The 20512-nt window shown below is 65.0% G+C and carries 22 protein-coding genes; 13 read left to right on the top strand and 9 right to left on the bottom strand.

What is annotated here, in order from left to right; all coding sequences use genetic code 11:
- Positions 1-4 precede the first annotated feature (4 nt).
- Positions 5-1615 carry a cisplatin damage response ATP-dependent DNA ligase gene (locus P7F60_RS00870; RefSeq protein WP_277915813.1) on the top strand — a complete coding sequence of 537 codons (1611 nt, stop codon included), beginning with the start codon at positions 5-7 and terminating at the stop codon, positions 1613-1615.
- Positions 1616-1621: 6 nt separating this feature from the next.
- Here the strand turns inward: P7F60_RS00870 and P7F60_RS00865 are convergent, their stop codons facing one another.
- The 3 genes from P7F60_RS00865 to P7F60_RS00855 all read right to left on the bottom strand — a co-directional run bounded on the left by P7F60_RS00865 (position 1622) and on the right by P7F60_RS00855 (position 5610).
- Complete coding sequence (locus P7F60_RS00865; protein WP_277915812.1) at positions 1622-3613, bottom strand: glycosyl transferase; 1992 nt, start codon at positions 3611-3613, stop codon at positions 1622-1624.
- Between the two features lie 193 nt (positions 3614-3806).
- On the bottom strand, positions 3807-4814 hold the full coding sequence (locus P7F60_RS00860; RefSeq protein WP_277915811.1) for an asparaginase: 1008 nt from the start codon (positions 4812-4814) through the stop codon (positions 3807-3809).
- 178 nt (positions 4815-4992) lie between these two features.
- The gene (locus tag P7F60_RS00855; protein WP_277915810.1) at positions 4993-5610 is read right to left on the bottom strand and encodes a metalloregulator ArsR/SmtB family transcription factor; all 618 of its coding nucleotides are present in this window, start codon (positions 5608-5610) and stop codon (positions 4993-4995) included.
- 115 nt (positions 5611-5725) lie between these two features.
- Here P7F60_RS00855 and P7F60_RS00850 point away from each other — a divergent pair, with 115 nt between their 5' ends.
- Both P7F60_RS00850 and P7F60_RS00845 read left to right on the top strand, forming a co-directional pair.
- Entirely contained in the window at positions 5726-7156 is a 1431-nt protein-coding gene (locus tag P7F60_RS00850) for an MFS transporter (RefSeq protein ID WP_277915809.1), read from the top strand.
- Positions 7153-7554, top strand: a complete 402-nt coding sequence (locus P7F60_RS00845) for a hypothetical protein (RefSeq protein ID WP_277915808.1) — start codon at positions 7153-7155, stop codon at positions 7552-7554. The genes P7F60_RS00850 and P7F60_RS00845 overlap by 4 nt, the downstream gene beginning before the upstream one ends.
- On the opposite strand, the gene P7F60_RS00840 is transcribed toward P7F60_RS00845, so the two are convergent.
- On the bottom strand, positions 7551-8459 hold the full coding sequence (locus P7F60_RS00840) for a LysR substrate-binding domain-containing protein (RefSeq protein WP_277915807.1): 909 nt from the start codon (positions 8457-8459) through the stop codon (positions 7551-7553). The two genes, P7F60_RS00845 and P7F60_RS00840, sit on opposite strands and share 4 nt — an antisense overlap.
- Positions 8460-8566: 107 nt before the next feature.
- Between P7F60_RS00840 and P7F60_RS00835 the strand changes: the two genes are divergently transcribed.
- The 3 genes from P7F60_RS00835 to P7F60_RS00825 all read left to right on the top strand — a co-directional run bounded on the left by P7F60_RS00835 (position 8567) and on the right by P7F60_RS00825 (position 10526).
- Positions 8567-8794 (top strand): hypothetical protein, encoded by a 228-nt coding sequence (locus P7F60_RS00835; protein WP_277915806.1) that lies wholly within the window; start codon positions 8567-8569, stop codon positions 8792-8794.
- Between the two features lie 73 nt (positions 8795-8867).
- The gene (locus P7F60_RS00830; protein ID WP_277915805.1) at positions 8868-9650 is read left to right on the top strand and encodes a L,D-transpeptidase; all 783 of its coding nucleotides are present in this window, start codon (positions 8868-8870) and stop codon (positions 9648-9650) included.
- A 144-nt stretch (positions 9651-9794) separates the two neighbouring features.
- Complete coding sequence (locus tag P7F60_RS00825; protein ID WP_277915804.1) at positions 9795-10526, top strand: L,D-transpeptidase; 732 nt, start codon at positions 9795-9797, stop codon at positions 10524-10526.
- 53 nt (positions 10527-10579) lie between these two features.
- On the opposite strand, the gene P7F60_RS00820 is transcribed toward P7F60_RS00825, so the two are convergent.
- Positions 10580-11026: a MarR family transcriptional regulator gene (locus tag P7F60_RS00820; protein ID WP_277915803.1), complete on the bottom strand. Its 447-nt coding sequence runs from the start codon at positions 11024-11026 to the stop codon at positions 10580-10582.
- A gap of 69 nt (positions 11027-11095) precedes the next feature.
- Between P7F60_RS00820 and P7F60_RS00815 the strand changes: the two genes are divergently transcribed.
- The 3 genes from P7F60_RS00815 to P7F60_RS00805 are packed head-to-tail and all read left to right on the top strand — an operon-like array spanning position 11096 to position 13125.
- A complete protein-coding gene (locus tag P7F60_RS00815; protein WP_277915802.1) occupies positions 11096-11824 on the top strand; it encodes a thioredoxin family protein in 729 nt (242 codons plus the stop codon).
- 27 nt (positions 11825-11851) lie between these two features.
- Positions 11852-12322: a DUF1579 domain-containing protein gene (locus tag P7F60_RS00810; RefSeq protein WP_277916484.1), complete on the top strand. Its 471-nt coding sequence runs from the start codon at positions 11852-11854 to the stop codon at positions 12320-12322.
- Positions 12323-12339: 17 nt separating this feature from the next.
- Positions 12340-13125, top strand: coding sequence for a VOC family protein (locus tag P7F60_RS00805; protein WP_277915801.1), 786 nt, complete (start codon positions 12340-12342; stop codon positions 13123-13125).
- A 221-nt stretch (positions 13126-13346) separates the two neighbouring features.
- Here P7F60_RS00805 and P7F60_RS00800 read toward each other — a convergent pair whose 3' ends face one another.
- On the bottom strand, positions 13347-14915 hold the full coding sequence (locus P7F60_RS00800) for a helicase HerA-like C-terminal domain-containing protein (protein ID WP_277915800.1): 1569 nt from the start codon (positions 14913-14915) through the stop codon (positions 13347-13349).
- Between the two features lie 128 nt (positions 14916-15043).
- Between P7F60_RS00800 and P7F60_RS00795 the strand changes: the two genes are divergently transcribed.
- Positions 15044-15439 (top strand): hypothetical protein, encoded by a 396-nt coding sequence (locus P7F60_RS00795; RefSeq protein WP_277915799.1) that lies wholly within the window; start codon positions 15044-15046, stop codon positions 15437-15439.
- Positions 15440-15627: 188 nt separating this feature from the next.
- On the opposite strand, the gene tam is transcribed toward P7F60_RS00795, so the two are convergent.
- The gene (gene tam, locus P7F60_RS00790; RefSeq protein ID WP_277915798.1) at positions 15628-16398 is read right to left on the bottom strand and encodes a trans-aconitate 2-methyltransferase; all 771 of its coding nucleotides are present in this window, start codon (positions 16396-16398) and stop codon (positions 15628-15630) included.
- A gap of 13 nt (positions 16399-16411) precedes the next feature.
- On the bottom strand, positions 16412-17452 hold the full coding sequence (locus P7F60_RS00785) for a zinc-dependent alcohol dehydrogenase family protein (protein ID WP_277915797.1): 1041 nt from the start codon (positions 17450-17452) through the stop codon (positions 16412-16414).
- A 241-nt stretch (positions 17453-17693) separates the two neighbouring features.
- Between P7F60_RS00785 and P7F60_RS00780 the strand changes: the two genes are divergently transcribed.
- A complete protein-coding gene (locus tag P7F60_RS00780) occupies positions 17694-18578 on the top strand; it encodes a branched-chain amino acid aminotransferase (protein ID WP_277915796.1) in 885 nt (294 codons plus the stop codon).
- A gap of 35 nt (positions 18579-18613) precedes the next feature.
- Here the strand turns inward: P7F60_RS00780 and P7F60_RS00775 are convergent, their stop codons facing one another.
- Entirely contained in the window at positions 18614-18943 is a 330-nt protein-coding gene (locus P7F60_RS00775) for a hypothetical protein (RefSeq protein ID WP_277915795.1), read from the bottom strand.
- A gap of 207 nt (positions 18944-19150) precedes the next feature.
- Here P7F60_RS00775 and P7F60_RS00770 point away from each other — a divergent pair, with 207 nt between their 5' ends.
- Both P7F60_RS00770 and P7F60_RS00765 read left to right on the top strand, forming a co-directional pair.
- Positions 19151-19753, top strand: coding sequence for a superoxide dismutase (locus P7F60_RS00770; protein WP_277915794.1), 603 nt, complete (start codon positions 19151-19153; stop codon positions 19751-19753).
- Between the two features lie 282 nt (positions 19754-20035).
- Positions 20036-20476 (top strand): cytochrome c, encoded by a 441-nt coding sequence (locus P7F60_RS00765; RefSeq protein ID WP_277915793.1) that lies wholly within the window; start codon positions 20036-20038, stop codon positions 20474-20476.
- Positions 20477-20512 lie beyond the last annotated feature (36 nt).

Genomic DNA, 20512 nt, shown 5'->3' with positions numbered 1-20512 from the left:
TGCGATGAAATCCTTCGCCGCCCTTCTCGACCGCCTTGTGCTGACGCCCGCGCGCAACGGCAAGCTGAAGCTGCTCTCCGATTATTTCCGCGATACGCCCGATCCCGACCGCGGCTACGGACTTGCCGCCATTGCCGGCACGCTGGATATACGCTCGGTCAAGCCGGCCATGCTGCGCGAACTCGTGCTCGAGCGCATGGACGAGGCACTGTTCCGTTATTCCTACGATTATGTCGGCGATCTCGCCGAGACGATCTCGCTGGTCTGGGACGAGGAGCGCGAGGACAGGACTGCCGACGATCCCGGCCTTGGCGCCGTCATCGCCGAGATGAACCGGCTGGGGCGCACGGAGGTGCGCAGCCATGTGCGAACGCTGCTCGACCGGCTGGACACGTCGAGCCGTTTCGCCTTCCTGAAACTCGTCACCGGCGGCCTGCGCATCGGCGTCTCGGCCCGGCTTGCCAAGCAGGCGCTGGCCGATTTCGCCGGCAAGGATGTCGGCGAAATCGAGACGCTGTGGCACGGGCTGGAACCGCCCTACCTGCCGCTCTTCGCCTGGCTGGAAGGCAAAAGCGACCGGCCGGTGCTGGCGACGCCCGCCATCTTCCATTCGGTGATGCTGTCGACGCCGGTGCAGGAGGGCGATCTCGACGGGCTCGACCCGAAGGATTTCGCCGCCGAATGGAAATGGGACGGAATTCGCGTGCAATTGTCGGGGTTCGGCTCGACCCGGCGGCTCTATTCGCGCAGCGGCGACGATATTTCAGGCGCATTTCCCGATATCGTCGCGGCGATGAATTTCGAGGGCGTGATGGATGGCGAGCTGCTGGTCGGTGGCACCGCCCGTTCCAACAGCCCGACCCGCACCTTTGGCGACCTGCAGCAACGCCTGAACCGCAAGACGGTCAGCGGCAGGATGCTGGAGGAATTCCCGGCCTTCATCCGCGCCTATGACCTGCTGTTCGACGGCGATGCGGATATCCGCCCGCAAACCTATCTCGAACGCCGCACCCGCCTGACCGGGCTGATCGAGCGAGCGCCACACGACCGCTTCGATCTCTCGCCGCTGGTGCCGTTTTCAAGCTGGGAGGAACTGGACCGGCTGCGCATGGAACCGCCCGATCCGGTCATCGAGGGCGTGATGATCAAGCGGCTCGACAGTTCCTATCAGGCCGGCCGCGCCAAGGGGCCATGGTTCAAGTGGAAACGCAACCCCTATAATATCGACGCCGTGCTGATGTATGCCCAGCGCGGCCATGGCAAGCGCTCCAGCTATTATTCCGATTTCACCTTCGGCGTCTGGACCAAACTAGATGGCAAGGAACAACTCGTGCCGGTGGGAAAAGCCTATTTCGGCTTTACCGATGCCGAGCTGGAGGAACTCGACCGCTTCGTGCGCAACAACACCACCGACCGTTTCGGTCCGGTAAGGGCGATCCGCGCCGAGCGCGATTTCGGCTATGTGGTCGAGGTCGCCTTCGAAGGCATCAACCGCTCCAGCCGCCACAAGTCCGGCGTCGCCATGCGTTTTCCCCGCATCGCGCGGCTGCGCGCCGACAAGCCGCCGATCGAGGCAGACCGGCTCGACACGCTGCTGGCGATGATCGAGGGCTGACGCGGCTCAGCCGCCGCGCCGCCAGCTTGCGAAAGGATGTTCCAGCGCCGGCAGGGCGGGAACGTCGAGATGGCAGGGGGAAAGCCCGGCGCGGGCGCGCTCCGCCATCATCTGGTAAGCGCGCTCCAGATGCGCGGTGATGCGTTTTCCGTTGAACAGTGGCGCGGAGAAGCGGTTTTCCTCCAGCCGCTCCTTCAGCTCGGCGATCTTGCGCGGCGCGCGCGCCATGGCGGCGGCCATGTCGCAGAAGGCGGTGTCGTTGGCAGCCGTCAATTCGCCGAGCCCGATGGCGTTCAGCAGGCTTTCGGAGACGCGCGCGGCAAAGCTTCCGCCGCGCACCGTCAGCACCGGCAGCCCGGCCCAGATCATGTCGGAGGTCGTGGTATGGCCGTTGTGCGGCATGGTATCGAGGCCGAGATCGGCCAGCGACAGCCGCGCCAGATGGTCGGCATAATCCACATGGCCGGTGAACAGGATGCGCGACGCGGCAATGCCGCGCGCGGCAAAGGCGTCGAGCAGGTTGCGCCGTGCCAGCGGTTCCTCGCAGAGCATCCACAGCACCGCCTCCGGCGCCTTGGCCAGGATGCGGCTCCACAGGTCGACGGTGCGGCCGGTGATCTTCTGCGCCGAATTGAACGAGGCGAAGACGAAGCCGGTTTCCGGCAGATCCCAGTCGGCGCGGCGCGCGGCGCGCGGCAGCGGCCGGCTTTCGGAATCGTTGGGCTGGTAGGTTTCCGGCAGGCGGCAGAGTTTTTCCGCATAGAAGGGTTTTGCCGCATCCGGGGTCACGAACCGGTCGCTGATCGCATAATCGAGATCGGCGCCGTGGATGCTGCCGGCAAAGCCGAGATAGGCGGCCTTGACCGGCGCATCGGCGCGCTTGACGATGCCGGGGCGGGCATCGCCCGCGGCAAACCCCTTGAGATCGACGAGGATATCGATGCCGCGCGCGGCGATCGCCTCGGCGGCACCGGCATCGTCGATTTCATCGACGCGCACGATGGCGCGGCGCACAAAGGCGGGAAAACCCGTCTCCTGCCAGCCGCGCAGGGCGGGATCGGTATAGCAGAACAGCGTGACGTCGAATTGCACCCGGTCATGCATGGTGAGCACCGGCGCAAACAGCCGCATGGTCGCATGATCGTAAAAATCGTTGGAGAGATAGCCGATGCGGATTTTTCCGCCGGGTGCCGAAAACGCACGGCGCGCGGGCGCGGCCGGCACGGCGGCGAGCCGCAGCGAATCGGCGTTGGGCCGCGCCTGCATCGCCTCGTCATCCGAGCGCAGCAGCCGGTCGGCGGCGGTTTCCTCGGAAAGCAGCCGGTCAACGCCCGGCGCATCGGGATCGGCGATCTCCGCCTCGAAGGCGGCGGCGTTGGCGAGATCGCAGACACGCCGGCCAGCCGCCAGCCGCGCCATGCGCAGGCCGGCATCGCCGGGAAAGCGCTGGCAGGCGGCGTCGAGCTCGGCCAGCAGGCGCGGATGATGGCCGGCGGCGCGAAGGGCCGCGAGCAGAAGATCGGTCTGCGCGCGATCCTTGCGGTCTAGGCGGTCGAGATGGGCGAGCGCGTCGTCCGCCCGTCCGGTCGCAATGAGCGCGCCGATGCAGATCGTGGCGATGCCGGGATCGGCGGGAAAGCGCTCGAAGGCGAAATCCGCGAGATCGGCGATGGCGGCATCGTTCCCGGCGGCCTGGAACAGGTCGAGCGCGTTGCGCAGGAGCGCATCGGTCCCGGGGCCGGACAGGCGGGCGGCTTCGGCATAGGCTGCGGCGGCCTGCAGCGGCTCTCCGAGACGCGCGAGCGTATCGCCAAGCAGGGCGTGGATATCCTGGCTTCGGATCTTTTCGGCCGTGATCGCCCGGCGCATCAGGTCGGCTGCAGCTTCGAAATCGCCCAGCTCGAAGGTTTGCAGGGCCAATGTCATCGTCTGGCTCATGGTCTCAAGCCCCTCCGCTTGCGGGTGCGCCGGCGGCGCGCCGTCTTGCCGTTCGTCCATCGGAATCCCCAGAGTCTGTCCGCATCCCCGAACGGCAGGCCGCCTGAGGGGATGCTATCGAAAACCGGTTTCATTTTCGTTCCGATGGGCTCAACCATGCCGCCGCGCGCAAGCTGTGATCGAGGCGCGCGACCTCGGGAGTGTCCGCGCCGAAACTTGCGCGAAGCTGGAGCCGGTCGAAACGGGTTGAAGCTTATGCCGTGAGAAGCGCGGCGGCGCGGACAGTGCCGACCTCGATGCCGTTCCAGTTGCGCATGGTGCGGTTGGCAAGGCCAAGGAGCGCGTCGCGCTCGGCGCTATCGGGTTCGAAATAGCGGGCGAGCAGGGCGGCGACCATGCATTCGGCGGCGCGTGTCGCGCCGTCCTCGCATTTGAGCGCGATCGACAGGCCCTTTTCCGGCAGCAAGGCGCAGAACACGCCCTCGGCGCCGGTCTTGGCGAAGATGCGGCCGGGCGCGATTTCCATCAGTTTGGTGCAGGCGCGGCCCGTGCCGGCGACATACCAGGGTTCGGCCATGCAGGCATCGATGATGCGGCGCGAGGCCGTGGCGCGCGCCGGCGACAGGCCCTTGCCGGTCAGCATCCGGGCAAAGCCGAGCGCCAGCCCCTTCAGCGGCATGGCATAGGTGGGGATCGAGCAGCCGTCGATGCCGCAGGCGTCGGCATCCAGCGTCGCCCCCGTCAGCCCCTCCATGACGCCGCGAATCTCGGCCTGCAGCGGATGGTCGTAAGTGCTGTAGCCCCTGGGATCGATTTCGCCATGGCAGCAGGCGCAGACGAAGCCGGCATGTTTGCCCGAGCAATTGTTGTGCAGGGCGGTCGGGGCGGAAAGCGTCCTTGCCTGGTCGATCAGCACCTTCTGCTCGAACGACCAGTGGGCGCCGCATTCCAGCACGTCCGCCTCGCGGCCGGCGCGCTGCAGCATGGAAGCGGCAAGCGCCGCATGGCCTGCTTCGCCGGAATGCGAGGACGCGGACAGCGCCAGTTCTTTCGTGCCGAAGCCATAGGCATCGGCCGCGCCGCCTTCGACCAGCGGCAGCGCCTGCATCGCCTTGCAGGCCGAGCGCGGGAAGATCGCGGCGTCGCTGTCTCCGAGCGAAAACACGGTCTTGCCGGTATCGTCGACGACGACGGCAAGGCCGCGATGGCGGCTTTCGACCCGATTGCCGCGGGTGACTTCGACGAGAACGGGATTGGTCATGGAAACGCGCTCCGGCAAGGGGACTCAAACGCATGGGATGGTGGCCAGCATTATCGCGCGTCGCAGCGAATGCCAACGGCTTTCGATGGCCGCGCTCCGGCGACGACATTGATGTCAGAGCATTTCCAGCCGAGGCGTGATCGCTTCGGCGCCGGACAATGCGGCAAAACAAAAATGTCTAGCCGATCCGATAGGCGCAGCGGCGCGCCCCTTGCAGCAGATGTTCGGTGCGCTCGACGGGTGCGGCAAGAACGTTGCGAAAAATATCCAGTTCCGACCGGCAGAAATTGCGGCAGGCTGAGGCGGCGGCGCAGATCGGGCAGTGGTTTTCGACGAGAATGAAGCATCCGTCGTCCTCCTGCCACCAGCTCGCCATATAACCCTCGGCCATGCGCAACGCCGCCAGCCGGGCGATGCGGTCGGCAAGCGTCGGTGCATCGGCGAGTGTCTCGCGGTAGAGCGCCTCCGTCTTTCGTTCGCGGGCGGCGATGACGGTTTCCAGCGCGTCGGGGCCGAGTTCGGCGCCGATGGCGTCGATGAGGGCGAGCGCCATGTCGGCATGGCCGTCCGGAAAGCTGCGATGACCGGCGCCGGTGAGTTGCCAGCTCTGGCGCGGGCGGCCGCGACCGCCGCCGGCTTCCGAAACGCCTTCCACCAGCCCGTCCTCGGCAAGCTTGGCCAGTTGCTGGCGTGCGGCTTCGCCCGTCAGGCCAAGCGCAGCGCCCAGCGCCGCCGTCGATTGCGGGCCTTCGGTTTTCAAAAGGAAGAGCAGCCTGTCACGCGGGGAGGGTCGCATTATTCTTGTCCGGAGCCGGCTTGATTAATCGCGGCGTTCATGTAATTTCCAAGAGATAACTTGGAATAAAACGAAACCCCTGACATTGCAACGTCCGATACCGGAATTTTAAATCATGTCTTCGCCCGTTTCCGCCCGCTCCGCCAGCCTCTGGTCGCTGTTTGCGCCCGGCCATCTCGGCGCCAGCCTGATGCTGGCGGGCGGCATTTCGCTTTATGCCGTCGAGACCTATGTCACCGCCACGATCATGCCCTCGGTGGTGCGCGATATCGGCGGCCTGCCGCTGTTCGCCTGGGTGACGACGCTTTACGTCACGGCCTCGGTGCTGGGGTCGGTGTTCATCGCCATCCGCCCGCGGGGCATGAGCCTCAACCGCACCTATTCGATCGGAGCGGCGCTGTTCCTGCTGGGAAGCCTGATCTGCGCCATCGCGCCGAGCATGGAGACCGTGCTCATCGGGCGCGCCGTGCAGGGGTTCGGGGCTGGCACGCTGGCGACGCTCGGCTATGCCTTCATCCGCTACGCCTATCCCGAAAGCCTGTGGAACAAAGCCTCGACGCTCTATGCGGCGATCTGGGGCATTTCCACTTTCGTCGGCCCGACGCTCGGCGGTTTCTTCGCCGAAGGCAGCGCCTGGCGCCATGCCTTCGCGCTGATCGTGCCCTTCGCGCTGGCCATGGGCCTGCTGGCCCCCTGGTTGCTGCCGAGAGGCGAGGACGACCGGCAGGAAACCAAGGCGCCCGTCGGGCAGATGGTGCTGCTGACGGTGTCGCTGCTGCTGGTCAGCTTTGCCGGCACCACGGAAAATGTCGGCCTGCGGCTGTGGCTGGTGGTCGGCGCGGCCATCGCCATCGGCGGCATGGTCGTGGTCGAGCGGCGGGCGTCGCTGCGCCTGCTGCCGCGCGGCGGCATCGCGCTGTCCATGCCGATCTCGCGGGTGTATCTGGCGATGTTCATGCTGCTGGGCGCGCTGACATGCGACATCTACATTCCCTACTTCCTGCAGACCCTGCATCGCGTCACGCCGCTGGTCTCGGGTTACATCGTCGCGCTGGTCGCGCTCGGCTGGACGGCGGCGGCCTTTCTCAGCAGCAATTTCAAGGGCGAGACCATGCGCCGGTCGATCATCTGGGGTGGCCTGATGGAGGCGGCCTGCATCGGGCTCCTGGCCTTCAGCCTGGCGCGGCCGAATCCCGAGGGCGATCTCGTGGTGCTCTCGGCGGCGACCGTGCTGATCTTCGGCATGGGGTTCGGCGTCGGCCTCGGCTGGGCGCATCTGGTCACCCATATCCTGCATCTCGCCGCCGATGACGAGAAGGACAAGGCGTCCGCCGGCATCACCACCATGCAATCGCTCGGCAGCGCCTTCGGCGCGGCTCTGGCTGGCGTGACGGTCAACAGCACCGGCCTGCTGCATCCGGGCGGCCTCGAAGGCAATGCATCGGCTGCCGCCTGGCTCTTCGCGCTCTTTGCCCTGCCGGCGCTGGCGGCGGCGCTTGCCGCGCTGTCGCTGCCGCGTCCGCGCTTCGGGGAGATGACCGCGTGAACGCGCCGTCACCCATGGCGCAGCCAATGCCGGGCGAGCGTGAGATCGCGGAGAGAATCAAGGCGGCCGGCATCCGCCTTCGCTTCGACAAGGTAGTCCTCCGGCTCGTCGCCGGCGTGCGGGAGGCCACGGCCGGGCTGGTCCGCGAAAACGACACGGTGATCTTCACGCTGACCGCGCCGATCAGGCAGCCGGCGAAGACCGCCGCTGCGATAGCGGAACTGGTGCGCGGCAACCTGCCCGATGGCGAATTGCGCCGCGACATTTTCGAAAACCAGATCGTGCTTTGCCGCGTGACGGATGTCGGCGACGACATGCCAAGGGTCATCGGCTTCGTGCACAATTCCGGATCGGACGCCGGCCTCATTCTTGCCCTGGCCAGGTCGCACCTGGCTTAAGCTTCGGCAAAGCCGAGCCTGATCATGTCGGCTTCCATCTCGGCGCGCACCCAGCTTTTGAAGGCGGCGACCTTGGCCGGATCGCGCCGGCCGGGCGGGGTAACGAAATAATAGCCGGCGCCGGTGCGGGCGCGGATGGAAAACGGCGCGACCAGCCGCCCATGTTCCAGGCTGCGACTGGCGAGCGTCTGCCAGGCCAGCATCACGCCCTGTCCGGCCAGCACCGCATCGAGGCACAGCGACGCTTCGTTCAGCACATGGCGCGGCGTTATCGTGCGCCCGCCAAGGCCGGCGGCCTCCAGCCAGGTCTCCCAGGTGAAGCTGCTATGGGCGTCGGTCACCACCGGCAGCCGCAGGATATCCTCGGGCGCCGACAGGCCGGCGGCCATCTGCGGCGTGCAAACCGGGAAGATCTCCTGCGCCAGAAAGGCTTCGGCGACGACGCCGGGCCAGCGCCCGTCGCCGACGCGGATGCACACGTCGACATCGCCGAGCGCGGGATCGACGAGCTGCGTCGTCGCGTCGATGCGCAGGCGGATATGCGGCTGCACCGCCGAAAAGCCATCCAGCCGATGCACCAGCCAGCGCGCGGCGAAGACCGGCGCGACGGAAATCGTCAGCACCGTGTCGTCGCGCCGGCGCCCTTCCGCCACCGCTTCGCCAAGCAGCCGGAAGCCGGCGGTCAGGCGTTGCAGCACGGGCAGGGCGGCGGCCGTCGCCACCATGCCGCGCGGCGTCCGCTCGAAAAGCGCCCGGCCGAGCTGCGCCTCGGCCTTGATCACCTGCTGGCTGACCGCGCCGGCGGAGACGCCGAGCTCGTCGGCCGCCGCCTGCAACGAGCCGAGCCGGGCGACCGCCTCGACGGACTTGAGCGCGTTGAGATGCACGAGATTGAGCGGTTTCATCCAGTTTTTCTATACCCTCCACCCGATAAACTCAATTGATGGCACGGCGGTTCAGGCGCAATCCTTGGATGTAAACGGGTGGAAAACGTCCTGGCACGGAGGCAATGATGTTCAAGTTTTTATGGAGACGTCGTTTCGTCCGCAATACGGACGATACCGGAGGGGACAAGGCCCTGTGGCAATGCGATTCGCTCGGCCATCGGCAGCTGGCCGCCATGTCGCTGCGCGAACTCGCCGACCTGCCGCCGGATGTGCTGCGCGATCTGTGCGTCACGCCCCTGTCGCGCTGCAAGCTGCCGTTGCCCGCGCCGCGCGCGCCCTGCCGGCGCACCTGATCGAAGACAAGCTTCGCGCCAGTTGGCCTTGCCATGATGCAAGCCGGACTCATGGGTGAGAAGCGGTTTTTCGATGACGTTTGATGATTGCAGGTTCCGGCGGCTTTCCTTCGTTGCGCTGTTGGGCGGTGTCGCCATGCTGGGCGGTTGCACCGATACCAGCCGCATGAATGTCGACGTCTTCCGCGCCGAGACGGCGCCGGTCTTCTACCAATACCAGCCGGTGGACCAGACGCCGCCGGTGGCGCGGCGCACGCAACTCTACGCCAGCTCCTTCCACCAGACCTACGGCCTGCCGGTCTCCAACCCGCTGCACACCGCCTATTACGGCGAAGTGCGCGACGACGACCGCACGCTGCCGGCCATTCCCTACCGGAAGATCGACCCGCGATACCTGCGCCAGGAGGTGAGCTACCGCACCGCCGAGCCGGTCGGCACCATCGTCGTCGATACCCGCGAGCATTTTCTCTATCTCGTCCAGGCGGATGGCAGGGCGATGCGCTACGGCGTCGGCCTCGGGCGCGAAGGCTATGCCTGGACCGGCCGCGGCGTGGTGCAGTGGAAGCAGAAATGGCCGCGCTGGACGCCGCCGGACGACATGGTCGGCCGCCAGCCGGAACTGCGCCAGTATGCCGCCGCCAATGGCGGCATGAACCCCGGCCTCGCCAATCCGCTCGGCGCCCGCGCCATGTATATCTTCAAGGACGGCCAGGATACGCTGTACCGCATCCATGGCACTCCGGACTGGCGCTCCATCGGCAAGGCGACCTCCTCGGGCTGCGTGCGCATGCTCAACCAGGACGTCATCGATCTCTACGAACGCGTGCCCGCCAAAACCCGTGTCGTGGTGATGTAGGGCCGCTCACGTCCGCGTGAAGCGCGCGGGCGCGGTGGACGCCGGCAGTTTGCAACCGTATATTTTCCGGAAGACGGAACCGGAACGTGATTCCATGCGTTTCGCCGCCGATATTTTCGTTGTCCTCGTAAGCGTTTCCTGGCCATGACCCCATCCTTTCCTTCCCTGTCGCGTCGCGGTTTTCTATCGCTGACGGGGCTCGGCGCTATGTCCGCGCTATCCTCCTGCGCTTCTCCCTATACGTCGCGCGTCGAATATCGGCCGGTTGTCGTGCAGCCGGTCGCCATGCCCGTCAATGGCGGCGTCTACGCCGGCGGCGGCGATCCCGAGCTCGATCGCATCTATGGCGAGACCTATGACGGCGGCTTCCTCATTCCCGCCGTGCCTTACCAGCGCATCGATCCGCGCTTCTATCGCCAGCGCGTCGCCAATCCCACCGGCGAGCCGCCGGGCACCGTTGTCGTCGATACGCAGTCGCGTTTCCTCTATCTGGTGGAATCCGGCGGCACGGCGATGCGTTACGGCGTCGGCATCGGCAAGGAAGGCTTTGCCTGGTCGGGTGAGGGCGTCATCCAGTGGCGGCAGAAATGGCCGCGCTGGAAGCCGCCGAACGAGATGGTGGCCCGCAAGCCGGAACTGGCGCAATATTCCATCGAGAACGGCGGCATGGAGCCGGGCCTGATGAACCCGCTCGGCGCCCGCGCCATGTATATCTTCCAGAATGGCCAGGATACGCTTTATCGCCTGCACGGTTCGCCGGAATGGAATTCCATCGGCAAGGCGGTGTCGTCTGGCTGCGTGCGCCTGATCAACCAGGACGTCATCGACCTGTACGACCGGGTGCCCACCAAGGCCCGCATCGTCGTCTGGCAATAAAATTCGGAGCATTTCCGAACGGAAAACCGGTATCCACTTTTCCTGGAACTGCTCTAACGAATGGCCGCGAGGTCGCCGCGCAGGCGGCCGACGCCGCCATCCTCGAACAGCGTGTCGATCTCGTCATGCGTCGCCTGCCAGGCGGGCAGGGCGGCGATCAATTTTTCGCGCCCGGCCTCGGTGAGTTTCAGGCGCTTGCCGCGCCGGTCCTTCGGGTCGGGGGCGATGTCGACGAGGCCGCGCCGCTGCAAAGGTTTCAGCATCGCCGTCAGCGTCGTCCGGTCCATGGCGATGAGTTCGGCCACCGGCCCCATCGGCGGCGGCTCGGGGCGGTTCAGCGACATCAGCAGCGAAAATTGCCCGTTCGTCAGCCCATGAGGGCGCAATGCCTCGTCGAAACGCCGCGCCAGGGCGCGTGCCGCCCGCTGCACATGCAGGCAAAGGCACGTATCGCGCACATGCAGGGTCGTGGAAAAAGGAATCAGTTCCTGGTTTGACATGGCCAATATATGTTGATATCAACCTAATCAGTCAACGGGAACACATGACGAACACCTGAGGAGGTCGACATGGAAAATGCCGTGGTATCTCGCGAGGAGTGGCTGGAGGCGCGCCGCGCGCTGCTGGCGCGAGAAAAGGAACACACCCGGGCGCGCGATCGCCTGAATGCGGAGCGCCGGGCGCTGCCCTGGGTCAAGGTCGACAAGGACTACCGTTTCGATACGCCCGAAGGGCGCAAAAGCCTCGCCGATCTCTTCGGCGACCGCAGCCAGCTCATCATCTATCATTTCATGCTCGGGCCGGATTGGCAGGCGGGATGCCCCGGCTGCTCCTTCCTCGCCGATCACCTCGACGGCGCGCTGGCGCATCTCAACCATCACGATGTCACGCTCGCCGTCGTCTCGCAGGCGCCGCTCGAAAAGATCGCCGCCTACAAGCGCCGCATGGGCTGGCATTTCCCCTGGGTCTCGTCCTTCGGCAGCGATTTCAATTTCGATTACGGCGTGTCCTTTACCAAGGAGCATCTGGCCGGCGAGACGGTGAACTACAATTTCACCGACATTCCGCCCGCCGAGGCCCATGACGAGCTACCCGGCCTCAGCGCCTTCTATTGCGACGGCGACGGCACGGTCTATCACACCTATTCCACCTATGGGCGTGGGCCGGAGGAACTGATCGGCACGCTGATGATTCTCGACCGCGCGCCCAAGGGCCGCAACGAGGACTCGACCATGGATTTCGTGCGCCGCCACGACGAATATGAGGACAAGCCCAGGGACGGCGCCTGCTGCCACTGAACCCCCGACGCAAAGGAGACAGGCATGATGGAACAGCCGAAACCGATCGAGCAGCATCGCTTTCTTGAAAGGCTCGTCGGCATCTGGGATGCCCTGCCCGACGAGGGATCGGCCGAAACGCCGCAATGGACAGAGACCGGCCGCTCCATGGACGGCCTCTGGTTCGTCGTCGAAGGTAAGGCCGACATGGGCCCCGATGGCCAAACCCGCACCTTGATGACGCTGGGTTACGACCCGGCGCAGCAGCATTATGTCGGCACCTGGGTCGGCACGATGATGACCAAGCTCTGGGTCTACAAGGGCTGGGTCGAGGACGACGGCAGGACATTGACCTTGGAGGCCGAAGGCCCCGCCTTCGACGATCCCGGCAAGACGGCGCTCTATCACGACGCCATAACCTTTCTCGATGACGACCACCGCCGCTTTACCGGCAGCGTCCGCCAGCCGGACGGCACGTTCAAGCAATTCATGGCGGTGGATTTCCGCCGCCGCACCTGAACCCGAGGGGGAATGCCATGGGCGACATGCAAGGAAAATTCGTCTGGTACGAACTGATGACAACGGACATTCCCGCCGCCGCGCGGTTCTACAATTCGGTGGTCGGCTGGAATGCGCGCGATGCCGGCATGGGCCTCGAAAGCCCCTATTGGCTGCTGGAAATGCCGGGGCAGAAACAGGCGACCGGCGGCCTGCAGGCCTTGCCGGAGGACATGAAGGCCATGCGCGTGCCGCCGAACTGGACCGGTTACGTGGCGGTCGACGATGTTGACGCCACCGCTGAAAAATGCGTCGAACTCGGCGGCACCATCCGCCGCCCGCCCGACGATATCCCCGGCATCGGCCGTTTCGCGGTGCTCGCCGATCCGCAAGGGCCGGTCATCATCGCCTTCAAGCCGGCGCCGATGGACGGCGACATGCCGCCGGAGCCTGCCATGGGCACGCCGGGCTTCGTAGGCTGGTGTGAACTCTACGCCAAGGATGTCGACAAGGCCTTCGATTATTACCGGCAATTGTTCGGCTGGGAAAAGATCGACGAGATGGACATGGGCCCGAAGGGCAAATACCTGCTGTTCGGCCGCGACGGCCAGATGACCGGCGGCATGATGCGCCAGGAGGAGGACGGCCCCTTCTGCGGCTGGAGCTACTACTTCGCCGTCGACACGCTGGACGCCGCGCTCGACCGCGTCAAGGCCGGCGGCGGCAGGGTGCTGGAAGGCCCCATGGAAGTTCCCGGCGCCTGGGTGCTGCAAGCCCAGGATCCGCAAGGCGCCTACTTCTGCCTCGTCGCGCCGGTGCGGTGAGCGGGGTTCCCTGCTTCGAAGCCGGGAGCCGGCCTTTCTGGCAAACCGGTCAAAAAGCAACCAGACGTCATCCTCGGGCTTGTCCCGAGGATCTGCCTTCGTTCATTTAAGCAATTGAAATATCATAAATTTCCACCGTCGGCAGATGCTCGGGAAAAGCCCGGGCATGACGGAGGAAAATGCGTCGGCGCATACGATGCGCCGTGGACACCGAAAAAATCTTACCGCCGCAAGCTCCCCAGAATCCCGCGCACCAGCGCCCGGCCGACCTGGGTCGCCACCGTGCGCGCCACGCTTTTCATCGCCGCCTCGACCACCGTCTCGCGTTGATACCCGCCGGAGCGGCCGCGGGTTTCGCGCGGCGCCGGCTCCTGCTCGCGGTCGTTGCCGAAACCGGGCAGGGTCCAGCGGCCGGCAGCGCTGTCGTCCTTCTGTTCGCTCGGCTGCGGCGCGGGAGCAGGGGGCGGGGCTTGCTGGGCGCCCTTGCCGGCGCGGGCGGCGAGGATCTCGTAGGCCGACTCGCGGTCGAAATCCTCGTCATACATTTCCGCGACCGGGCTGACCGACAGCACCTTGCGGCGCTCCTCCTCGCTCACCGGGCCGAGGCGCGATGAGGGCGGGCGGATCAGCGTGCGCTCGACGATCGAGGGCGCGCCCTTGCCTTCGAGCATCGAGACCAGCGCCTCGCCGGTGCCGAGCGTGGTGATCGCGGTCGCGCAATCGAAGGCCGGATTGGGGCGGAACGTATCGGCGGCGGTCTTCACCGCCTTCTGCTCGCGCGGCGTATAGGCGCGCAACGCATGCTGTACGCGATTGCCGAGCTGGGCGAGCACGGTTTCCGGCACGTCGAGCGGGTTCTGCGTCACGAAATAGACGCCGACGCCCTTGGAGCGGATCAGGCGCACCACCTGCTCGACCCGCTCGATCAGCACTTTTGGCGCATCCGTAAACAGGAGATGCGCCTCGTCGAAGAAGAACACCAGCTTCGGCTTGTCCGGGTCGCCGACCTCCGGCAGTTCCTCGAACAGTTCCGACAGCAGCCACAGCAGGAAGGTGGCGTAAAGGCGCGGGTTCATCATCAGCTTGTCGGCGGCGAGAATGGAGATCGCCCCGCGGCCGTCATTGGTGGTGCGCATGATGTCGGAAATCTTTAGCGCCGGTTCGCCGAAGAAATGCTGCGCGCCCTGTTGTTCCAGCACCAGCAGCCCGCGCTGCAGCGAGCCGATGGAAGCCTTGGAGACGAAGCCGAACTGGTTGGAGATCTCGGTGGCATGCTCGCCCATATAGTTGAGCATCGCCTGCAGATCCTTCAGATCCAGCAGCGGCAACCCGCCCTGGTCCGCGATCTTGAAGGCGATGTTGAGCACGCCTTCCTGCGCTTCCGATGCATCCATCAGCCGCGCGAGCAGCAGCGGCCCCATCTCGGCCATGGTGGTGCGCACCCGATGGCCCTTTTCACCGTAGAGATCCCAGAAAATGACCGGGAATTCCTGGAAATCGTATGGCGAAAGCCCGACCTGTTCGGCGCGCTTCAGCAGAAAATCCTTGGGCTCGCCCATGGCGGCGAGGCCGGAGAGATCGCCCTTGATATCGGCGCAGAACACCGGCACGCCGGCATCGGAAAAGGCTTCCGCCAGAATCTGCAGCGTCACCGTCTTGCCGGTGCCGGTGGCGCCGGTGATCAGCCCGTGGCGATTGCCGAATTTGAGGTCGAGATATTCCGGCTTGTTGATGCTGTCATCCGGGTTGCGGCTTGCGCCGATGAAGAGCTTTCCATCCTCGACTGTCAAAATGCGCACTCCCTGGCCATTGCCGCGCACGGCATGCTTTTCATTGAATCGTTTCCTTGCTGTTATAAGGATAGCGCGGCATGGCGACAACATCGGTCGCGCCCGCGAGACAACAAGGAGCACAGCGCATGAACGAACTCGTCACACAGATCGCCGACAAGGTGGGCATCGAACCGGCCTTGGCGGAAAAGGCGCTGGGCATGATGCTCGGCTTCCTGCAGCGCGAGGCCGATGACGGCGCCGTGGCGCGGATGATCGAGGCGATCCCCGGCGGCGCCGATCTCGTCGCCCGCTTCAACGGCGAATCCGCCGGCGGCGGCGGTCTGCTCGGTAGCCTCATGGGCGCGCTCGGCGGTGGCGGCGGCGTCATGGGCCTCGGCCAGCAATTGATGAGCGAAGGCCTGGGCATGAGCGAGATCGGCGCGCTCGCCAAGGAAACCATCGCAATGGCCAAGCAATATGCCGGCGATGAGGTCGTGGATCAGGTCGTGGCCTCGGTGCCGGGGCTGAGCCAGTTCATTTGATGGGATTTTGAGGGCGGCAGCGGATCGGCCAATTCCCGCCATCCGCTGACCCACCCAACCTCTCTTTCGTCATGGTCGGGCGTGTCCGGACCATCTGCCGACGGCAGAAAGCGCCGACACGTCAATGGCTTGAGTGGCCGAAGGCAGATCTGCGGGGCAGGTGCGAGAATGACGGAGAACGTAGACTTTCAAGCTCTCTGCGCCACGAGAAAGAATCGCGGAAACGGAAACAGCCGTTTGCCATCCGCCTGCGGCGGATAGGCCGCGTCGATGCGGGCGCGATAGGCGTCGAGGAAGGCTTCCGCATTGTCTTTGCCGACGGCGGCGAGATAGGGGCGCAGGCCGGTGGATTGCACCATGGCGACGATCGCGGCCGCATCCGCCATCGGGTGGCGATAGACGATGCTCCATGTCCTGACGTCGCGGGCTTTTGGCGCGAGGCGGTCGCGATAGACTTGCCGGTCGGGCAGGGTGCGGCGGCGCAGGCTCTTGCCGGCGAAACCCGATGCCCAGGGGCCGTCATGCAGGGTTTCTTCCATCAGCAGATGCGAGGGCTCGTCGAGATTGTTCGGCATCTGCACGGCGAGCACGCCGCCGGGGTTCAGGCAATCCATCAGCCGGTCCATCACGTCGAGATGATCGGGCAACCATTGGAACACGGCATTGGCGAACAGCAGGTCGACAGGCTGCGACGGGGCCCAGCCCGCCAGATCGGCCTGCTCGAAGGTCAGCGCCGGCAGGCGGTTTCGCGCGGCGGCCAGCATATTCTCGTCGCTGTCGACGCCGGTGATCTCGGCATCCGGGTAGCGCGCCAACAGCAGTTCGGTGGAATTGCCCGGCCCGCAGCCGAGATCGACGGCGCGGCCAACTGTTTCCAGCGGCACGCCCTCCAGCAGGTCGCGCGCCGGCTGCGTGCGCTCGTCCTCGAATTTCAGATATTGCGATGCCGACCAGACCATGTTCCGTTTCCTTTCAGAACCGCGTGATGACGCTGATGCCGAGATCGGTGGAGCTTTCCATGGCCATCAGCGCCGGCACGGCCTCTTCCAGCGTAATCGTGCGCTTCACCAGTTTTTGCGGGGCGAGCTTGCCGGTCGCCAGCATGTCCATCATCGCGTCGTAGCGCCAGGCCTGCATGCCGTGACTGCCGTAGATTTCAAGTTCATGCGCCAGCACGAGGCCCATGGGGATGGCGGGGGTCGCATGCTCGGCGAGCATCAGCCCCACCTGGACATGCCGGCCGCGCCGCCGCAGGTTGCGGATCGAATTGACGCAAGTGACGCTGTGGCCGAGCGCATCGATGGAGACATGCGCGCCGCCGCCGGTGATCTCCTTCACGGCCTCTGCCACGTCGGCCGTCGCGCCGGCCTTGATGGTCGCCACCGCGCCGAGCTGGCGGGCGAAATCCAGCTTCTCGTCCGTGATGTCGATGGCGATGACATTGGCGCCGAGCGCCGTGGCGATCATGATCGCCGAAAGCCCGATGCCGCCGCAGCCATGCACCGCCACCCATTCGCCCGGCCGCGTGCGGCCCTGGTCGACGATGGCGCGGAAGGAGGTGACGAAGCGACAGCCGAGGCTGGCGGCGGTGGCGTATTCCATGTTGTCCGGCAGGCGTACCAGATTGAGGTCGGCGGTCGGGATCGCCACATATTCGCCAAAGCTTCCCCAATGGGTAAAGCCCGGCTGGAACTGGCTGGGGCAAACCTGCTGGTTGCCGGAATGGCATTCGCTGCACCGCCCGCAGCCGGAAACGAAGGGCACGGTGACGCGGTCGCCGACCTTGTAGCGCATCACGCCGCCCCCGGTCGCGACGATGGTGCCGGCAAATTCATGGCCCGGCACATGCGGCAGCACGATATCGGCATCATGCCCCATCCAGCCATGCCAGTCGCTGCGGCAGAGCCCGCTCGCCTCCACCTTGATGACCACGCCGTCCTCCGATGGCGTCGGGTCCGGCAGGGTGCGGATCTCCGGCGTCTGCCCGAAGCGCTCGAAATACATGGCTCTCATGGATGGCATCCCTAGCTTGTCTGCGGGCGATGATCGCATGGCCTCGCCATGGCAGAAAGCCGGGAACGCATGAAAATTATTGATGGAATTATTCGTCAAGCTTTTGTTTTTGCGCAAAATTCCGAAATTACAGGGATATTCTCGGACAGTTTCTTGCAAAAGCGTCAATGCGTCGGCTTTCTCCTTGACCGGTCGCATGGGCGGCGTTTCATGGATCTATCTTGAAGAGGAGAAGCTACCGATGACTGTGAACACCGCCGCCCCGACGACCACCTGGACCCATGTCGACGGCGAATGGCTGTCGGGCAATCCGCCGCTCATCGGCCCGACCTCGCATGCCATGTGGCTCGGCTCGACGGTGTTTGATGGCGCTCGCTGGTTCGACGGCATCGCCCCCGATCTCGACCTGCATTGCCAGCGCGTCAACCGCTCGGCACTGGCGCTCGGCCTCAAGCCGGTGAAGACGGCGGAAGAGATCGAGGCGCTCGCCTGGGAGGGTGTAAAAAAATTCGACGGCAGGACGGCGATCTATATCAAGCCGATGTATTGGGCCGAGCATGGCCGCTTCGGCGTCGTCGCGCCCGATCCGGAATCGACCCGCTTCGCGCTTTGCCTGTTTGAGGCACCGATGAACACGGCGCGTCCCTCGCGGCTGACCGTCTCGCCCTTCCGCCGCCCGACGCCGGACACGGCGATGACCATGGCCAAGACCGGCAGCCTCTACCCCAACAGCGGCCGCATGCTGGTCGAAGCTACATCGCGCGGCTTCGACAATGCACTGGCCCGCGACATCAACGGAAACGTCGCGGAAACCGCGACTTCCAACATCTTCATGGTCAAGGACGGCGTCGTCTTCACCCCGGCGATCAACTTCACCTTCCTTGCCGGCATCACCCGCGCCCGCATCCTCGGCCTGCTGCGCCAGGCAGGCTTCGAGGTGCGGGAGGCGACGCTGACCGTCGAGGATTTTCTGACGGCCGACGAGGTGTTCATGACCGGCAACTATTCCAAGGTCGCGCCGGTGGTGCAGCTCGACGAACGCAGCTACCCGGAGGGGCCGGTGGCGAAGAAGGCGCTGGATCTGTACATGGACTGGGCGCATGGCCGCGCCGGCGGAGAGGAGTGAAGGGGGCCGGCGGGTGAGAGCAGGCCCCACCCGCCTTATTTCGGCACCCCGACCGTGACGATATCGCTGCCCAGTTCCGAGCCGATCTCGACCGCCTTCGTCCGCTTGTCATAGACGCAGATGAAGCTCGCCTTGCCCTTGCCCGCCTTCAGCGGACCGGTGACGATGGCGAGGCCGAAGCGTTCGCTGCCGAAGGGATCGACGGCGACCTTCGCGCTCTTCAGCGACGGTTTTGCCGCAGCCGCGCATTTGGCCTTGACGTCGGCGGCAAGGGCGGCCCAGGCGTCGCCGGAGGAAGCGTGGGCCAGCGGGGCGATGGCCAGGATCGTCATCACGGCAAGCGGCAGGGCGAGGATGGTCTTCATGCAAAAAACTCCGTTTTTTCCCGGCTGCGCGGGGCTGTGGGCTCGGCATTGTTTTTCTGCGAATAGCGCTTTGAAACATAGGTGAATTTTCCGCGAGCGTACCGTTTTTTGGCATTTCGCCGGTTGCCACATGCGCCACACGCTCCTATGTTCCCGCACGACCGTTTTTTCAGGTTGAAGCCTCTGCCAAATAAGGGAGATCACGCCATGGCTTTCGAATTGCCGCCCCTGCCGTATGATTACGAAGCGCTTGCCCCCTTCATGTCGAAGGAAACGCTCGAATATCACCACGACAAGCACCACAAGGCCTATGTCGACAACGGCAACAAGCTGGCCGCCGAAGCGGGCATGTCCGATCTTTCCGTCGAAGAGGTCGTCAAGAAGTCGTTCGGCACCAATGCCGGCCTGTTCAACAACGCCGCCCAGCACTACAACCACATCCATTTCTGGAAGTGGATGAAGAAGGACGGCGGCGGCAACAAGCTGCCGGGCAAGCTGCAGGCCGCAATCGATTCCGACCTCGGCGGCTACGACAAGTTCCGCACCGATTTCATCGCCGCCGGCACGACGCAGTTCGGCTCCGGCTGGGCCTGGCTGTCGCTGAAGAACGGCAAGCTGGAAATCTCCAAGACCCCGAACGGCGAAAACCCGCTGGTTCACGGTGGCCAGCCGATCCTCGGCGTCGACGTGTGGGAGCATTCCTATTACATCGACTACCGCAACGCCCGCCCGAAGTACCTCGAAGCCTTCGTCGACAGCCTGATCAACTGGGATCATGTCCTGGAAATGTACGAAGCCGCCGCCAAGTAACCGGCATTTCGTGACGGATTTATTCGACCCGGCGCTGGCTCCAGCGCCGGGTTTTCCTTTGCGATGCTATGTCTTGCTGAGTATATCCATAAGAGCCGGAAAGTGGATTTCGGATTTGCGCGGGGGCAGTCCGACGGAAAAGGTTCCGTGACACTTTTACCAATGGGATCAATTGTTTCATCACTCTTTTGTTACTTCCATCGGGCGAATTTGCTGTGACATTTGGTAGCGCAGCGAAGCGGCCGGCAGTGCGGCCTTCGCCAACCCGATGGGAGACGAAGCATGAGATTCAGATTGATCGCCACTGCGGCGCTGGCCGCGGCCCTTGGCGTCGGCACCGCCCTTGCCGCCGGCACCAAGGATGAGCGCGAAGCCATCATGAAAAAGATCGGCGGTGCGATGGGGCAGCTCGTCGCGATCACCAAGGACGAAAAGCCCTATGACGCGGCGGTCGTGAAAACCGCGCTGACGACGATTGCCGAAAGCGTGAAAGCTTTCCCCGATCAGTTTCCGCCGGGCTCGGAAAAGAACAGCCCCGCCGCCAGCCCGAAGATCTGGGAAAACATGGATGACTTCAAGGCCAAGGCCGACAAGCTGCACGCCGATGCCGAAGGCCTGCTGGCGCAATTGCCGGCCGACAAGGCAGGTGTGGGCGCGGCGGTCAAGGCGCTGGGCGCGGATTGCGGCGCCTGTCATCAGGCCTATCGCCTGAAGGTCGATTGACCCGAGCGATAGGCCTTTCCGGATCGACGCACGGCC

Source organism: Rhizobium sp. YJ-22 (genome assembly GCF_029601685.1).
GTDB lineage: Bacteria > Pseudomonadota > Alphaproteobacteria > Rhizobiales > Rhizobiaceae > Metarhizobium.
This window is presented reverse-complemented; position numbering and strand designations above follow the sequence as displayed.

Bases quoted from the DNA above. Each gene is read 5' to 3' on its own strand.
- P7F60_RS00870 (WP_277915813.1), top strand. From the start codon at position 5: ATGAAATCCTTCGCCGCCCTTCTCGACCGCCTTGTGCTGACGCCCGCG.
- P7F60_RS00865 (WP_277915812.1), bottom strand. From the start codon at position 3,613: ATGGACGAACGGCAAGACGGCGCGCCGCCGGCGCACCCGCAAGCGGAG.
- P7F60_RS00860 (WP_277915811.1), bottom strand. From the start codon at position 4,814: ATGACCAATCCCGTTCTCGTCGAAGTCACCCGCGGCAATCGGGTCGAA.
- P7F60_RS00855 (WP_277915810.1), bottom strand. From the start codon at position 5,610: ATGCGACCCTCCCCGCGTGACAGGCTGCTCTTCCTTTTGAAAACCGAA.
- P7F60_RS00850 (WP_277915809.1), top strand. From the start codon at position 5,726: ATGTCTTCGCCCGTTTCCGCCCGCTCCGCCAGCCTCTGGTCGCTGTTT.
- P7F60_RS00840 (WP_277915807.1), bottom strand. From the start codon at position 8,459: ATGAAACCGCTCAATCTCGTGCATCTCAACGCGCTCAAGTCCGTCGAG.
- P7F60_RS00835 (WP_277915806.1), top strand. From the start codon at position 8,567: ATGTTCAAGTTTTTATGGAGACGTCGTTTCGTCCGCAATACGGACGAT.
- P7F60_RS00830 (WP_277915805.1), top strand. From the start codon at position 8,868: ATGACGTTTGATGATTGCAGGTTCCGGCGGCTTTCCTTCGTTGCGCTG.
- P7F60_RS00825 (WP_277915804.1), top strand. From the start codon at position 9,795: ATGACCCCATCCTTTCCTTCCCTGTCGCGTCGCGGTTTTCTATCGCTG.
- P7F60_RS00820 (WP_277915803.1), bottom strand. From the start codon at position 11,026: ATGTCAAACCAGGAACTGATTCCTTTTTCCACGACCCTGCATGTGCGC.
- P7F60_RS00815 (WP_277915802.1), top strand. From the start codon at position 11,096: ATGGAAAATGCCGTGGTATCTCGCGAGGAGTGGCTGGAGGCGCGCCGC.
- P7F60_RS00810 (WP_277916484.1), top strand. From the start codon at position 11,852: ATGGAACAGCCGAAACCGATCGAGCAGCATCGCTTTCTTGAAAGGCTC.
- P7F60_RS00805 (WP_277915801.1), top strand. From the start codon at position 12,340: ATGGGCGACATGCAAGGAAAATTCGTCTGGTACGAACTGATGACAACG.
- P7F60_RS00795 (WP_277915799.1), top strand. From the start codon at position 15,044: ATGAACGAACTCGTCACACAGATCGCCGACAAGGTGGGCATCGAACCG.
- tam (WP_277915798.1), bottom strand. From the start codon at position 16,398: ATGGTCTGGTCGGCATCGCAATATCTGAAATTCGAGGACGAGCGCACG.
- P7F60_RS00785 (WP_277915797.1), bottom strand. From the start codon at position 17,452: ATGAGAGCCATGTATTTCGAGCGCTTCGGGCAGACGCCGGAGATCCGC.
- P7F60_RS00780 (WP_277915796.1), top strand. From the start codon at position 17,694: ATGACTGTGAACACCGCCGCCCCGACGACCACCTGGACCCATGTCGAC.
- P7F60_RS00775 (WP_277915795.1), bottom strand. From the start codon at position 18,943: ATGAAGACCATCCTCGCCCTGCCGCTTGCCGTGATGACGATCCTGGCC.
- P7F60_RS00770 (WP_277915794.1), top strand. From the start codon at position 19,151: ATGGCTTTCGAATTGCCGCCCCTGCCGTATGATTACGAAGCGCTTGCC.
- P7F60_RS00765 (WP_277915793.1), top strand. From the start codon at position 20,036: ATGAGATTCAGATTGATCGCCACTGCGGCGCTGGCCGCGGCCCTTGGC.